Origin of the sequence: Stenotrophomonas capsici (genome assembly GCF_034961085.1) — a bacterium.
Taxonomy (GTDB): Bacteria; Pseudomonadota; Gammaproteobacteria; order Xanthomonadales; family Xanthomonadaceae; genus Stenotrophomonas; species Stenotrophomonas capsici.
In genome coordinates this window covers 1-12861 of sequence record NZ_JAYFUH010000074.1, presented here as the reverse complement: position 1 = coordinate 12861, position 12861 = coordinate 1, and the positions used below count along the sequence as shown (strand labels likewise).

Sequence of the window (12861 nt, the reverse complement as noted above, 5' to 3'; positions counted from 1 at the left end):
TCAACCCGCCGGTGACGGTGGGCTCGAAGCGCGCCGGCAACCCGAGCGCGCGGCGCGCCATCTTGGGGACGCAGGGAAAGCAGCTGTACAGCTCCATCGCTTCGAACACGCCGCCGGCAAGGTGGCGTGCGCTTTCCAGCACCGTGCTCTGGGCGTGGCTTTCCCAGTAGTGGTCGCGTGCCAGGAAGTCGCCGGGCTCGTTGGCATGCACGCCGCCCCAGATGTGCACGAGGCGTTCTTCGGGCAGGCCGGCGCGGCGCGCCAGCGCCAGGCTGGTCACCAGCACGGCCGCACCCTGGTTGACCTGCGGATTGGCGGTCATGCGCTTGGTGTACGGCCAGGCGATCCAGCGGTTCTGTTCCGATGGCGTGGTGACGTCGGCCGGGCTGTACGGCTCGCGCAGCCACGCGCAGGGATTGCCGGCGGCATGCCGCGCGTAGCGGCTCCACAGCTCGCCGCTCTCGCGCTGCGCCGCGGACGGGGTCTGTCCCCAGTGGGCCGTGCTGGCCGTTTCATAGAATGGATAGACCGTGGCGGGCCGGTCGCAGCCGAGCGCGGCGGCCAGCGGATGCACCAGCGTGTGACCGCGCAGCGGCGCCGGTCCATCCTCGGCCCAGTGCGTCCAAGGCAGCGTGATTCCCTGCGCGGCGGCCTTGCCGACGGTGGACTGGGATTCGGCGCCACAGATCAGCGCGACCCGGCTCTGGCCATCGATGATGCGTTCGGCAGCCTCCTGGATCAGCCGCAACGGGCTCTCGCCGCCCACCGTTCCATACGCGCGATGTGCCGGTTCAATGCCCAGGCATTCGGCCAACAGGCCCGGCGAATCGCGGTAGCGCCAACTGGACAGGTTGACCACGTCCAGTGAATCGACCTGCTGCAGCAGCGGTGCACGTGCATCGTCCTCGGCCACGCGCGCGGCACGCAGCATCAGGTCGACCGGCTCCAGCCCGTCGCGTGGATCGGCCGGGCGGTCCAGCCATTCGCCGATGCCGACGATCACCGGTTGGGTGGCAGGGCTGCTCACTGGGCCGGCTCCACTGGGGTATTCCAGACCACCAGGCCGTCCAGTGCCTCGATCCGCCCGCCGCTGGCCAGCAGCGGATTGACCTCCAGTGAGGCCAGGTCCGGCCCCAGGGCGAGGGCGGCATCCCCGATGCGCGCGATCACTTCAGCCAGCCAACGACGGTCCACGACCGGCCCGCCGCGATACCCATCGAGCAGCGCCGAGCAGCGCAGCTCGCCAAGCATTGCCAGCACATCCTCGGCGCCGACCGGCAACAGGCGCAGGCTGCTGTCCTTGAACAGTTCGACCCAGACCCCGCCCAGGCCGACCGCCAGTGTTGGCCCCCACTGTGGGTCGCGCACCACGCCCACCAGCAGCTCGATGCCGTGGCGGCGCATCGGCGAAACGAGCACGCCATCGATGCGTGCATCGGGCCGCGCGGACGCAACCGCATGGCGCACCTGCTGGTATGCATCGGCGGCTTCTTCGACGGCCACGTCCAGGCACACGCCGCCGACGTCGCTCTTGTGGGCGATGTCGGGCGAAGCGATCTTCAGCACCACCGGGCCGTTGAAGCTGGCGGCATGGCCCTGCGCCTGCACCGGGTCGGTCGCCATCCGCGCCGGCACCACCGGCACGCCCTGGGTCACCAGGAAATCCAGCGTCTCCCGCTCCGACCGCGGGCGTTGCACGTCTTCGCCGGCCGGCAACGCGGTGCGGGATGGCTGCGGGGAAAGAGGATGTTGTCGTGCCCACCACTGGGCCTGGGCGATGGCGGCCACGCCGCGGTCCAGGCCCACGCCCAGATAGACCAGGCCATGGTGCTCGGCCAGCATCCGGCTGAAATCCGGCACCGGTCGCGGTGCGATGCTGAGCAGCACGCCGGGCGTGCTGGCGGCGGAGAACGCCTGCCCCACCTGCTGGATCACCTGCTGGCTGTAGCCATGGCGGGGTTCGGTGGGCAGGTCGTACAGGCAGGCGATCAGGCCGATGTCGGGGTCCTGGTCGAGCACCTTGATGCTGCGCGCGAACAGCGCCGGGTCGAGGATGGCCGCGCCGGTGAGATCCAGCGGGTTGTGCGGTGTGCCGAAGGACGGCATCACTTCGTCCAACGCATCACGGCTGCGCACGGACAGCTCGGGCAGTGCCAGGCCGCTGGCTTCGGCGCGGTCGGCGGCGATCTCGCAGATACCGCCGGAAATGGCGATGGCGGCGACGTTGGCACCACCGCGCGGACGCAGGCGGGATAGCAATGCGGCGGTGGCCACCAGGTCGTCGATCGAATGTACGCGGATGATGCCCAGCTGCCGGCAGGCGGCGTCGAACACCCGGTCATCGCCGACCAGCGAGCCGGTGTGCGCCTGAGCGGCTTTCGCGGTGACCGGGCTGGTGCCGATCTTCAACGCCACCACCGGCTTGCCGGCGGCCAAGGCGCGCCGCGCGGCGGCTGCCAGCGTCGCGGTGTCGCGCGTGGTTTCCAGGAACAGGCAGATGACCCGGGTGGCTTCGTCATCGACCATGTAGTCGACCAGGCGTGCCACGCTGAGGTCGGCTTCATTGCCGGTGGAGACGATGTAGCTCAGGCCCACGCCCTGGCGGCCGGCATGGTCGGCGATGTAGCTGGCGGTGGCACCGCTCTGCGAGATCAGCGCGACATTGCCGGTCAGGCGGGTAGGCAGGCCGATCGTCCACAGCGCGATGCGGTCGATGTAGTTGATCAGCCCCAGGCAGTTCGGCCCGAGCAGGTTGACCTGATGCTGCCGTGCCAGGCCCGCCAGCGCGGCCTGGCGTCGTGCGCCATCCTCGCCGGTCTCGGCGAAACCGGAGGTCAGGATCACCGCATTGGCGATGCCCGCCTCGTGCAGGTCGCCGAAGGCATCCTCGATGGCGTGCGCCGGCACCATCAGCAGTGCCGCGTCCACCGGTTCGCCGATCGCCCGGCAGGAGGCGGCGGCACGCAGTCCGTGGATATGGCCGCCGCGCGGGTTGACCACGTGTACCTGGCCTGCGTAGCCGAGTTCGCCGAGGTTGGCGAATGCCCCGTTGGACCAGCGGGAGCGTTCGGTGGCGCCGACCAGCGCGATGGCGCGGGGGCGCAGCAGCCCATCGAGCGAGGCAGGCGCATCGGCGTGTGCATTCAATCGTGCATTCATGGGGGAGTTCTCGTGCAATCGGGCGCCGCCGGCACGCGACGGTTGTTGCCCGCGCGGGAACGGACGCGCGTGCCACGTGCGGTAGCGGATGAGGTCAGGACACCTGAGGGGGCGCACGCCATGCGCCGGCTTGAAGCTGTTCACGCGCCTGGGCGGCATGCGCCCGGCCCGTTGTTCGGACGTGTCCGTGCAGGACGTGAACAGGTTCAAGAAGACGCGGCATGCAATGCACTATCGGAAACGGCGGGGGACGCGTCCAATACGAAAAGCATGGCCATCCAGACGTGTTTGCTCTTGCCCGCGGCGCTCAGCCGGCATCGGCGATGCCCTCGAACGCCGATGCCATGCGCCAGCACAGTTCCGTGGCCGGATGGGGAGTGCCGCGGCGGCGCGCCAGCCGCAGCAGCACCGGGCGCTGGTCGATCATCGGCCGTGCGCAGAGCTGCTCCTGCAACTGCGCGGGGGGGCGGCGGATGAAGTTCAGGCCCAGCGCCCGGTTGGCCAGGATGTGCTCCAGCCACAGGTCGCTCATCATTTCGTGGTCCACGCGCAACACCGCGCCGGCGCGTTTGGGACCGTTGAACAACTGGTCGTACAGCGGTGGGTTCAGGGCACGCTCGAAGACCAGCACCGTCCTGTCGTGCAGGTCGCGGTCGCTGACCACGTCGAGCTGTGCCAGTGGGTCGTCCCGGCGGCACAGCAGTTCGCAGCTGGACTGGGCCACGACCCGGTACTCCAGTGCCGGATCGATCACCTCGCCAACGACGAATGCCATGTCCAGCTTCTCGTCGGCCACCTTCTCGACCAGCTCCGGGCTCCAGCCGACCACGGTCTCGATGCGCAGCCGTGGATGGATCTGCGCGAAACGTTCCAGCAGCACCACGCGTTCGGCGAACAGGTGCGAATACGGTGGCAGCCCGATCCGCAGCAGCGGCCACTCCTGCTGCCGGCGCAGCAGCAGCGCGCCGGCGTTGAACGCATCCAGTGCCTGCATCACCGCCCGTGCCGGCGCGAGCAGCGCGGCCCCCTGTTCGCTCAGCGCGACGCGCCGGCTGTCGCGGATGAACAGCTCGAAGCCCAATTGTCGTTCGAGCTTGCGGATCTGCGCGGACAGCCATGGCTGGGCAACGTGCAGGGCGTCGGCCGCGCGGGTGAAGGACAGCGCGTCGGCCACGGCGACGAACATCTGGAGCAACCGGGATTCGGTACGCATGCGCGTGGCGGAGTGGCGATGGGGCAGTCCAGTATGGGGAGTCGCCCGGCAGCTGTAATGCGCGGCATCGCCAACCACGCGTGGCCCGCATTCCTGCGTGGTTTCCACCGTTCTGTTTCGGGACAACGGGGTTACAGTCGCCATTGTTCCGTCAGGAAACAACGCCACACCAACGGCCTTGCCACGGTGTACTGCGGCAACAGCCGGACGCCAACGACCGTGGTTCGCTCCAACGATGAACGCACGGCATCGCCTGGATCAGGTTGCTACGCGCGAACGCACGTCCCGGCAGGAATCAGGCCGGCATCGACCGCCAGAGCCATGCCCCCAGCGCCGTCAGCGATGCGATCCAGACGACCACGATGATGGCGGCCATGGCGCGGCTGACCGGCCGTGTCGCCGCGGCCGCAGCCCGCTGCCGGGCGTCATCGAGTACTTCTGCCGGCACCCGGCGCAGCACCAGCAGCAGACCGAGCGGCACGATCACCAGGTCGTCGAGATAGCCCAGGAGCGGGATGACGTCCGGGATGAGATCGATGGGGCTCAGCGCATACGCCGCGATCCCGAGGGCGAGCAGGCGCAGCGGCCATGGCGTGCGCGGGTCGCGCGCCACGAAGTAGACGACCAGCGTCTGTCGCTTCAGCTCCCTGGCCCATTGGCGCAGACCTGCCATGTGTGTTCGATGCCGTCGTCAGCGACGGGCCCACTGCACGATCTGGCTGGCCGACATCGCGCCGGACTGGCGCGCGATCTCGCGCCCGCCCTGCAGCAGCACCATGGTCGGGATGCTGCGGATGGCAAAGCGCGCGGCCAGCGCCGGCTGCGCCTCGGTGTCGACCTTGGCCAGCCGCATGTGCGGTTCCAGCTGCGCGGCAGCCTTGGCGAACTCCGGTGCCATCTGCCGGCAGGGGCCACACCATGCCGCCCAGAAGTCGATCAGCAGCGGAATCTGCGAGCGCTGCGCATGTGCCTGGAAGGCAGCATCATCCAGGGCGATCGGCACAGCGGTGAACAGGGCCTGGTGGCAGCGGCCGCACGCAGGCGACTGCGCCAGCCGCGTGCCCGGCACGCGGTTGATGGCATTGCAGTGCGGGCAGGCGATCTGCAGCAGGTCGGGGCTCGGGGTGCTCATCGGCATGTGGGACAGGAGTGGACTGCGCTGCAGTATGTGGCCGCCGGGGTGAAGCGCGGGCGACCGGGGGCGGCCCGCAACGGCGCTGGATGAACGAAACCACCGCCGCGTCCGTTGCGGCTGTAACTGTCGCATTGCACAAAAAAGCGTGTTATCAATGCAGCCCATGAACGCAGCCCGCGCCAGCTTTTACTTTTGGTATTACTTTCCGAAGCCGCTGGCGGAGGAAGGACTGCGCTCACCCTGAAGAAACCTTCAGACGCATTCCCGAAAAGCCGCCAGCCAACCTGGCGGCTTTTTTCATGCCGCCAGCGCTGGGGCCACACCCTTCACGATCTGGATTGGAGACCCCCGCAATGCCCCCCCACACCGACGACCTGCGCATCCGCAAACTTGAACCGCTGACCCCGCCGGCCCAGCTGCTGTCGCTGCTGCCCTGCGACGAGGAGGCCTCGCAGACCGTGGCCGACGCCCGCGCCGCGCTGCACCGCATCCTGCATGGCGAGGATGATCGCCTGGCGGTGGTGGTCGGCCCGTGCTCCATCCACGACCCGGTCGCGGCGATGGAGTACGCCCAGCGCCTGCGCCCGCTGCGCGATGCGCTCGGCGGCGAGCTGGAGATCGTCATGCGCGTGTACTTCGAGAAGCCGCGCACCACGGTTGGCTGGAAGGGCCTGATCAACGACCCGGACCTGGACGGCAGCTTCAACATCAACAAGGGCCTGCGCTTGGCGCGCGGCCTGCTGCGCGACATCAACCGCCTCGGCCTGCCGGCGGGCGTGGAGTTCCTGGACGTGATCTCGCCGCAGTACATCGCCGACCTGGTGGCCTGGGGCGCGATCGGCGCGCGCACCACCGAAAGCCAGGTGCACCGCGAGCTGGCCTCCGGGCTGTCGTGCCCGGTGGGCTTCAAGAACGGCACCACCGGTGACGTGAAGATCGCCGCCGACGCAGTCGGCGCGGCCTCGCACCCGCACCACTTCCTGTCGGTGACCAAGGAGGGCGGCACCGCCATCGTGGCCACCCAGGGCAACCCGGACTGCCACGTGATCCTGCGTGGCGGCAAGGCGCCCAACTACGACGCGGCCAGCGTGCAGGCGGCCAGCGAGGTGCTGGGCAAGTCGCAGCTGCCGGCGCGGTTGATGATCGACGCCAGCCACGCCAACAGCAGCAAGAAGCCGGAGAACCAGCCGCGCGTGATCGAGGACATCGCCGGCCAGCTGGAGGGCGGCGAGCAGCGCATCGTCGGGGTGATGATCGAGAGCCACCTGGTGGCCGGCCGCCAGGAGCTGGTCCAGGGCCAGCCGCTGGTCTACGGGCAGAGCATCACCGACGGCTGCATCGACTGGGACAGCACCGTGCAGGTGCTTGAGCGGCTGGCCGAGGCCGTGCGTGGGCGCCGCCAGGCACAGCTGGAAGCGGCCGCCTGACTGGGCCAAGCGTGACAGCCACACTGGCACGCACCGGCCAGTCCAAGTAATTTACGCGGCGGGAGGCGCAATGCCTCCCGCCTGCTGTGGTCTCAGGGGAGAGCGCCTCACGCGGCAGGAAGCCTAGAAATCACCGCTTATGGAGAAGGAAGTGATGCGTATCCGTACGTGCAGTATGGTGCTGGCAATGATGCTGGTGCCGACCGTGGCGATGGCCAAGAGGGAAGTCGTGGATTCGGGCAGTGGCTGCCTGCAGAACCTGGCGGTGAGCGGTGGCTTCACCACCGGCAAGCAGTTCCTGGCCTCCACCGACCACGAAGGCATCAGCTACCCCGAGGCTTTCCGCAAGACCGTGGCCGCGATCGAGGCCGAGGGGCTGGTGGGTGTCTCGCCGAACGAGCAGACCGGCTACATCGCCGCCGAGCAGACGGTACGCGGTGGTGGTGGCTCCACCGTGCCGCTGCGCACCACCGTGCGCCGCCAGAACGACGGGTCCATCCGCGTTGAAGTGCGTTTCAGCATCAAGGGCGGCCAGCTGACCTCCAACAAGGCGGTGGGTGAAGGCCTGTGCAAGATCGCCGACGCGGCGAGCCTGTAACAGCGGGCGGGAGCGCGCGTGGGTAACGGTGCCTGGTTCCTGTACCTGCTGGAATGCCGCGATGGCAGCTACTACGCGGGTATCAGCACCGATGTACAGGCGCGCTTCCAGGCCCATCTGGCCGGCAAGGGCGCGCGTTACACGCGCGCGCACCCGCCGCTGCGGGTACTGGGCATGCGCCCGTACGCCGACCGTGCCGCCGCCTCGCGCGCGGAATGGCAGATCAAACAGCTCCCCCGCCAGCACAAGCTGGCGTGGCTGGAGCGGGCCGGGGATTGAGGTAGAGTCTGGCTTGCAGCCGCCGTTCCGGGCGGCGCCAACGCCCGGGCAGCCGGGCACCACAGCCACGCATGCGGCTGTCCAGCGGCATGTCGGCATCGTCCTCAAGCGGAGGGTTCGTGATGGCAGGTTGGTACGAGTTGGAGAAGAGCAAGGACGGGCAGTTCTACTTCGTGCTCAAGGCAGGCAACGCCGAGGTGATCCTCACCAGCGAGCGTTACACCACGCGCGCGTCGGCCGAGAACGGCATCGCCTCGGTGCAGAAGAACAGCCCCGATGAAGCGCATTACGAGCGCAAGACCAGCAGCGATGGTCGACACCATTTCAATCTCAAGGCCGCCAACCACCAGGTGATCGGCAGCAGCCAGCTGTACGCATCGCAGGCCGCGCGCGAAGCCGGCATCACCAGCGTCAAGGGCAACGGGCCGAGCACGACGGTGAAGGACAAGACGGCGGGGTAGTTGGGTTTTGCCCTTACCCCAACCCCTCTCCCGCGTGCGGGAGAGGGGCTTTGAAACTGCAGTTGCGCCGATCACTTCAAACTGTCGTGAACCTGGCCCCTCTCCCGCACGCGGGAGAGGGGTTGGGGTGAGGGCAGCACCAGCCAGCTCAATGCACCTCGTCCTGGTACACGAACTTGGGCATCTCCCAGCGGTAGCGGATGGCCAGCAGGCGCAGTGCGAAACCGCCCACCAGGCAGCACACGATCGCGGTGTCGTCGGCCACCTGCCAGTGCAGCAACAGCAGGTAGGCCGCACCGGTGAGCAGCGAGATGATCGCGTACAGCTCCTTCTGGAAGATCAGCGGCACCTCGTTGCAGAGGATGTCGCGCAGCACGCCGCCGAACGCGCCGGTCAGCGTGCCGGCGATCAGCACGATCTGCGGGGCATGCCCGGCCTCGCGCGCGATGGCGCAGCCGATCAGGGTGAAGGCGATCAGGCCCAGCCCGTCCAGCACCAGGAAGGTGCTGCGGAAGTGGTGCATCCAGCGCGCCAGCCAGGTGGCGACCAGCGCCGCGCAGACGGTGAAGCCCAGGTACTCGGGGTGTTTCACCCAACCCAGCGGGTAGTGGCCGAGCAGGATGTCGCGCAGCGAGCCACCGCCCAGAGCGGTGACGCAGGCGATCATGACCACGCCGAACAGGTCCATGCGGCGCCGGCCGGCGGCCAGCGCGCCGGTCATGGCTTCGGCGGAAATGGCGATCAGGTAGATGAGGGAAAGCAGCATGCTGTGGGTTCCTGGCAGAGCGGTGGGGCCGGCCATGCGCCTGCCGCCACCCTTGCCTGGGCAAGGATGGGACTGCGTTGACCGGTGCCGCTCCCGCTGTCCCTTGTGCCTGAGAGTTCAGCGGTGATGGCCGCGTGCCCCTTCGGCGGATCGCGCGGACGGTGTCCGGCGACCTCTCTCCAGCTCGGCGTGTCGGATGCATGGTTGGTGGGATTCCAGCCCACCGGCCTGAGCGATCATGGGAGCCTGCGCCTTCGGCGGGCGCCAGCGTGGCGCCTCTCTCCTGCATCCGGGTGCCAGTGTAACTGCTGCGTTGCAGCATGAACTGGCCGGATCTGGCAGTCCGCGCCTGTCGGTGCCCCCGCTCCCACATGAAAACAGCCGGCGGCGGGGCCGTCGGCTGCTTCGGTGCTGCGACTGCATGCCCGCTGCCGCGGGCGTTGCTCAGGCCTTCATGCTGCCCGTGTCGATGTAGCGCTGGTGCCAGGACAGCGCTTCGGGCAGCAGGTGCGGGGTGTGCTTGCCGTAGCTGTCGCGGCAGGCGCGGTCGAAGTAGTCGTTGAGCTGGTCGCGGTAGCCCGGGTGCGCGCAGTTGTCGATCACCTGGCGGGCGCGGGCACGCGGCGGCAGGCCGCGCAGGTCGGCCAGGCCCTGCTCGGTGACGATGATCGAGACGTCGTGCTCGGTGTGGTCGACGTGGCTGACCATCGGCACGATCGCCGAGATGCTGCCGCCCTTGGCCATCGACGGGCTCAGGAAGGTGGACAGGAAGCCGTTGCGGGTGAAGTCGCCCGAACCGCCGATGCCGTTCATGATGCGGCTGCCCATGACATGGGTGGAGTTCACGTTGCCGTAGATGTCCACCTCGATCATGCCGTTCATGCCGATGCAGCCCAGCCGGCGCACCAGCTCCGGGTGGTTCGACATTTCCTGCGTGCGCATGATGATGCGGTCGCGGTAGAACCGGATGTTGCGCTTGAACTCCTCGTTCGCCTCCGGGCTCAGCGCGAAGCCGGTGCACGAGGCGTACTCGAGCACGCCGGACTTGAGCAGGTCCAGCATGCCGTCCTGGATCACCTCGGTGAACGCACTGAGTCCGCGCAGGCCACTGTCGGCCAGGCCGGCGAGCACGGCGTTGGGGATGTTGCCCACGCCCGACTGCAGCGGCAGCAGGTTGTGCGGCAGGCGGCCCTTGGCCACTTCGTGCTTGAGGAACTCGATCAGGTGGCCGGCGATCAGGCGGCTGTCCTCGTCGATCGGCTTGAACGGGCTGTTGCGGTCCGGGCCATTGGTACGCACCACCGCCACGATCTTGTCCGGGTCCACGTCCAGCGTGGTCTGGCCAATGCGGTCGTTGGCGTGGATCAGCGGGATCGGCTTGCGGTGCGGCGGCAGCGCGGTGCCGTAGTAGATGTCGTGCATGCCCTCGATGTCGGCGGGCTGCCACTCGTTGACCTCGATGATCACCTTCTTGGCCAGGTCCAGCCAGGTCTTGTTGTTGCCGACCGAGGTGGACGGCACCAGCGCGCCGTCGGCGCGGATGGCCGAAACCTCGACCACCGCGGTATCGATCTCGCCATAGAAGCCGAACCAGACATGCTGGGCGACGTGCGAGAGGTGGATGTCGATGTAGTCCAGCTTGCCGTCGTTGATGCGCTTGCGGGCATCGGGGTCGGTCTGGAACGGCATGCGCATGGCGATGCCGTCGGCCTTGGCCAGCGCGCCGTCCAGTTCGGGCGCGGTGGAGGCACCGGTCATCAGCTTGATCTGGAACGGCAGGCCCTGCGCATGCACGTCCTCGATGCGCTTGGCCAGCGCCATCGGCACCGCCTTGGGGTAGCCCGAACCGGTGAAGCCGCTCATGGCGACGGTTTCGCCCGGCTGGATCAGCGCCGCGGCTTGTTCGGCGGAGACGATGCGGTCGCGCAGGCGCGCGTCCAGGATGCGTTCGACAGACATGACGACTACGGGTTGTTGTGGGGACCGTGGATTATCGCCCTTCCCGCGGGGCAGGGGGGTTCTACCTTGGTGGGATGGTTTTTGTGGCGCGCAGGCTCTTGTACCGCCAAGTACTGTTTTGCACTGCAGCGTGCAAGTTGCTTCGGCAGGCCGCACGATCGCCCTGCATCCCGACGTGGGGGAGGGAGCAAAGCCCGCTGACAGTTCGCTGTCAGCGGGCTTTTTTAATGGCCGATCGCCGCAGATGGCGATCGCTGGCATGCGCAGATGCCAGAATCGACGGATGGAAAATTCCCCCGCCGCAGTTCCTGAATACGTTGCCCCGGTGATTGACCGGGCCCTGGCCCGCCTCAAGCTGGCGTTGCCGGACCCGGCGCGCTGGCCGCCGCCGCCGGACATCGAGGCGGGGCTGCGCCGGCTGGCCATCGCCAGCGACTTCGCCATCGACACGCTGTGCCGGCAGCCGGAGCTGCTGGAGCGGCTGGCGGCCCCCGATCCGGCCCCGGTCCCGTTGCCCGGACTGGACCCGCTGCAGCCCACCGCCTGGCCCACCCAGCTGCGCCGCTACCGCGCGGCGGCCTCCACCCGGTTGATCTGGCGCGACCTGCAGGGGCTGGATGACGTGGACGCCACCCTGGCCGGGGCCACCCGGCTGGCCGAGGACTGCCTGCAGCTGGCGCTGGCCGCGCTGGAGCAGGAATTCGCCAGCCGCCACGGCGTGGTGCGCAGCGCCGACGGCGGCGTGCAGCGGCTGGTGGTGTTCGGGCTGGGCAAGCTCGGCGGCGGTGAGCTGAATTTCTCCTCCGACATCGACCTGGTCTACGCCTACCCGGAAGGCGGCGAGTCCGACGGCGCGCGTCCGCTGGCGGCCGAGGAGTACTTCGCGCGGTTGGGCCAGCGCCTGGCCCGGCTGCTGGATGAAACCACCGCCGAAGGCTTTTGCCACCGCGTCGACCTGCGCTTGCGCCCATTCGGCACCGCGGGGCGGGTGGCCTTGTCGTTCGCCGGCATGGACCAGTACTTCCAGCGCGAGGGCCGCGACTGGGAGCGCTATGCTTGGATCAAGGCGCGCGCGGTGGCCGGTGACATCGCCGCCGGCGAGGCCTGGCTGGAAACGCTGCGGCCCTTCGTCTACCGCCGCTACCTGGATTTCACCGCACTCGATGGCCTGCGCGAGATGAAGGCGGCCATCACCGCCGAGGTCGCGCGCAAGGACCGCGTGGACGACATCAAGCGCGGCCCCGGTGGCATCCGCGAGATCGAGTTCCTGGCCCAGGCGCTGCAGTTGATCCGTGGCGGCCGCGAGGCGGCGCTGCGCGAGCGGCGCCTGCTGCCGGCATTGCGCGCGTTGATGGATGCCGGGCAGATGGCCGAGCAGGATGGTCAGGACCTGATCAGCGCCTACCGTTTCCTGCGGCGCGTGGAAAACCGTCTGCAGATGCTGCGCGATGCGCAGACCCACAGCCTGCCGACCGACCCGCTGGACCGCGAGCGCATCGCGCTGGGCCTGGATTACGCCAACTGGGAGGCGCTGCTGCAGGCGCTGGATGCGCAGCGCCAGCGTGTGGGCACCGAGTTCGGCGCGTTGCTGGCCCCGCGCCAGGGCCAGGCCGCGCCCGATGCGCTGGCCAGCTACTGGCGCGTGCTGCCCGGTGGCGGCAGCGCCGAGGTGCTGGCCGAGGCCGGTTTCGCCGATGCGGCCGGTGCCGACCAGTCGCTGCGTGAGTTCGCCCAGTCGCTGGGCGTGAAGTCGCTCTCGGACAACGCGCGCGCGCGGCTGGACCGGGTGCTGCCGGCGCTGCTGCATGCGGCCACCCGCTCGCCGCAGCCGGACGCCGCGCTGCGGCGCGTGCTGGGGCTGCTG

General features: G+C 68.9%; 12 protein-coding genes and 2 riboswitches. Of the genes, 5 read left to right on the top strand and 7 right to left on the bottom strand.

All coding sequences use genetic code 11. The features are described 5' to 3' along the window. The 5 genes from VA603_RS06375 to trxC form a co-directional block, all read right to left on the bottom strand. Positions 1 to 1027: hypothetical protein (locus tag VA603_RS06375; protein WP_323438288.1), on the bottom strand; the 1027-nt coding region annotated here is incomplete at its 3' end. Further along, the gene (locus VA603_RS06370; RefSeq protein WP_323438287.1) at positions 1024 to 3159 is read right to left on the bottom strand and encodes an acetate--CoA ligase family protein; all 2136 of its coding nucleotides are present in this window, start codon (positions 3157 to 3159) and stop codon (positions 1024 to 1026) included. The genes VA603_RS06375 and VA603_RS06370, both read right to left, overlap by 4 nt. Before the next feature lie 307 nt (positions 3160 to 3466). Then, on the bottom strand, positions 3467 to 4372 hold the full coding sequence (locus tag VA603_RS06365) for a LysR family transcriptional regulator (RefSeq protein ID WP_323438286.1): 906 nt from the start codon (positions 4370 to 4372) through the stop codon (positions 3467 to 3469). 295 nt (positions 4373 to 4667) lie between these two features. Beyond that, positions 4668 to 5045, bottom strand: coding sequence for a YkvA family protein (locus VA603_RS06360; protein WP_313252882.1), 378 nt, complete (start codon positions 5043 to 5045; stop codon positions 4668 to 4670). 18 nt (positions 5046 to 5063) lie between these two features. Beyond that, the gene (gene trxC, locus VA603_RS06355) at positions 5064 to 5504 is read right to left on the bottom strand and encodes a thioredoxin TrxC (protein WP_323438285.1); all 441 of its coding nucleotides are present in this window, start codon (positions 5502 to 5504) and stop codon (positions 5064 to 5066) included. Between the two features lie 356 nt (positions 5505 to 5860). On the opposite strand from trxC, the gene VA603_RS06350 reads away from it, so the two are divergent. From VA603_RS06350 to VA603_RS06335, 4 genes are all read left to right on the top strand, one after another. Next, positions 5861 to 6934: a 3-deoxy-7-phosphoheptulonate synthase gene (locus VA603_RS06350; RefSeq protein WP_323438284.1), complete on the top strand. Its 1074-nt coding sequence runs from the start codon at positions 5861 to 5863 to the stop codon at positions 6932 to 6934. Between the two features lie 154 nt (positions 6935 to 7088). After that, positions 7089 to 7532: a hypothetical protein gene (locus VA603_RS06345; protein WP_132863410.1), complete on the top strand. Its 444-nt coding sequence runs from the start codon at positions 7089 to 7091 to the stop codon at positions 7530 to 7532. Positions 7533 to 7550: 18 nt separating this feature from the next. Beyond that, positions 7551 to 7811, top strand: coding sequence for a GIY-YIG nuclease family protein (locus tag VA603_RS06340; protein ID WP_132863412.1), 261 nt, complete (start codon positions 7551 to 7553; stop codon positions 7809 to 7811). 122 nt (positions 7812 to 7933) lie between these two features. Then, positions 7934 to 8272 carry a YegP family protein gene (locus VA603_RS06335; RefSeq protein ID WP_132863414.1) on the top strand — a complete coding sequence of 113 codons (339 nt, stop codon included), beginning with the start codon at positions 7934 to 7936 and terminating at the stop codon, positions 8270 to 8272. Between the two features lie 148 nt (positions 8273 to 8420). Here VA603_RS06335 and VA603_RS06330 read toward each other — a convergent pair whose 3' ends face one another. Further along, positions 8421 to 9038 carry a trimeric intracellular cation channel family protein gene (locus VA603_RS06330; protein WP_323438283.1) on the bottom strand — a complete coding sequence of 206 codons (618 nt, stop codon included), beginning with the start codon at positions 9036 to 9038 and terminating at the stop codon, positions 8421 to 8423. Between the two features lie 88 nt (positions 9039 to 9126). Beyond that, a riboswitch (glycine riboswitch) is annotated at positions 9127 to 9231 on the bottom strand. 13 nt (positions 9232 to 9244) lie between these two features. Beyond that, a riboswitch (glycine riboswitch) is annotated at positions 9245 to 9334 on the bottom strand. Positions 9335 to 9482: 148 nt separating this feature from the next. Beyond that, on the bottom strand, positions 9483 to 10997 hold the full coding sequence (scpC, locus tag VA603_RS06325) for a succinyl-CoA:acetate CoA-transferase ScpC (protein ID WP_132863417.1): 1515 nt from the start codon (positions 10995 to 10997) through the stop codon (positions 9483 to 9485). A gap of 283 nt (positions 10998 to 11280) precedes the next feature. Between scpC and glnE the strand changes: the two genes are divergently transcribed. Continuing rightward, on the top strand, positions 11281 to 12861 hold a 1581-nt coding region (glnE, locus tag VA603_RS06320; protein ID WP_323438282.1), incomplete at its 3' end, for a bifunctional [glutamate--ammonia ligase]-adenylyl-L-tyrosine phosphorylase/[glutamate--ammonia-ligase] adenylyltransferase.

Bases quoted from the DNA above. Each gene is read 5' to 3' on its own strand.
- VA603_RS06365 (WP_323438286.1), bottom strand. From the start codon at position 4,372: ATGCGTACCGAATCCCGGTTGCTCCAGATGTTCGTCGCCGTGGCCGAC.
- scpC (WP_132863417.1), bottom strand. From the start codon at position 10,997: ATGTCTGTCGAACGCATCCTGGACGCGCGCCTGCGCGACCGCATCGTC.
- VA603_RS06335 (WP_132863414.1), top strand. From the start codon at position 7,934: ATGGCAGGTTGGTACGAGTTGGAGAAGAGCAAGGACGGGCAGTTCTAC.
- VA603_RS06345 (WP_132863410.1), top strand. From the start codon at position 7,089: ATGCGTATCCGTACGTGCAGTATGGTGCTGGCAATGATGCTGGTGCCG.
- VA603_RS06370 (WP_323438287.1), bottom strand. From the start codon at position 3,159: ATGAATGCACGATTGAATGCACACGCCGATGCGCCTGCCTCGCTCGAT.
- VA603_RS06330 (WP_323438283.1), bottom strand. From the start codon at position 9,038: ATGCTGCTTTCCCTCATCTACCTGATCGCCATTTCCGCCGAAGCCATG.
- VA603_RS06360 (WP_313252882.1), bottom strand. From the start codon at position 5,045: ATGGCAGGTCTGCGCCAATGGGCCAGGGAGCTGAAGCGACAGACGCTG.
- VA603_RS06350 (WP_323438284.1), top strand. From the start codon at position 5,861: ATGCCCCCCCACACCGACGACCTGCGCATCCGCAAACTTGAACCGCTG.
- trxC (WP_323438285.1), bottom strand. From the start codon at position 5,504: ATGAGCACCCCGAGCCCCGACCTGCTGCAGATCGCCTGCCCGCACTGC.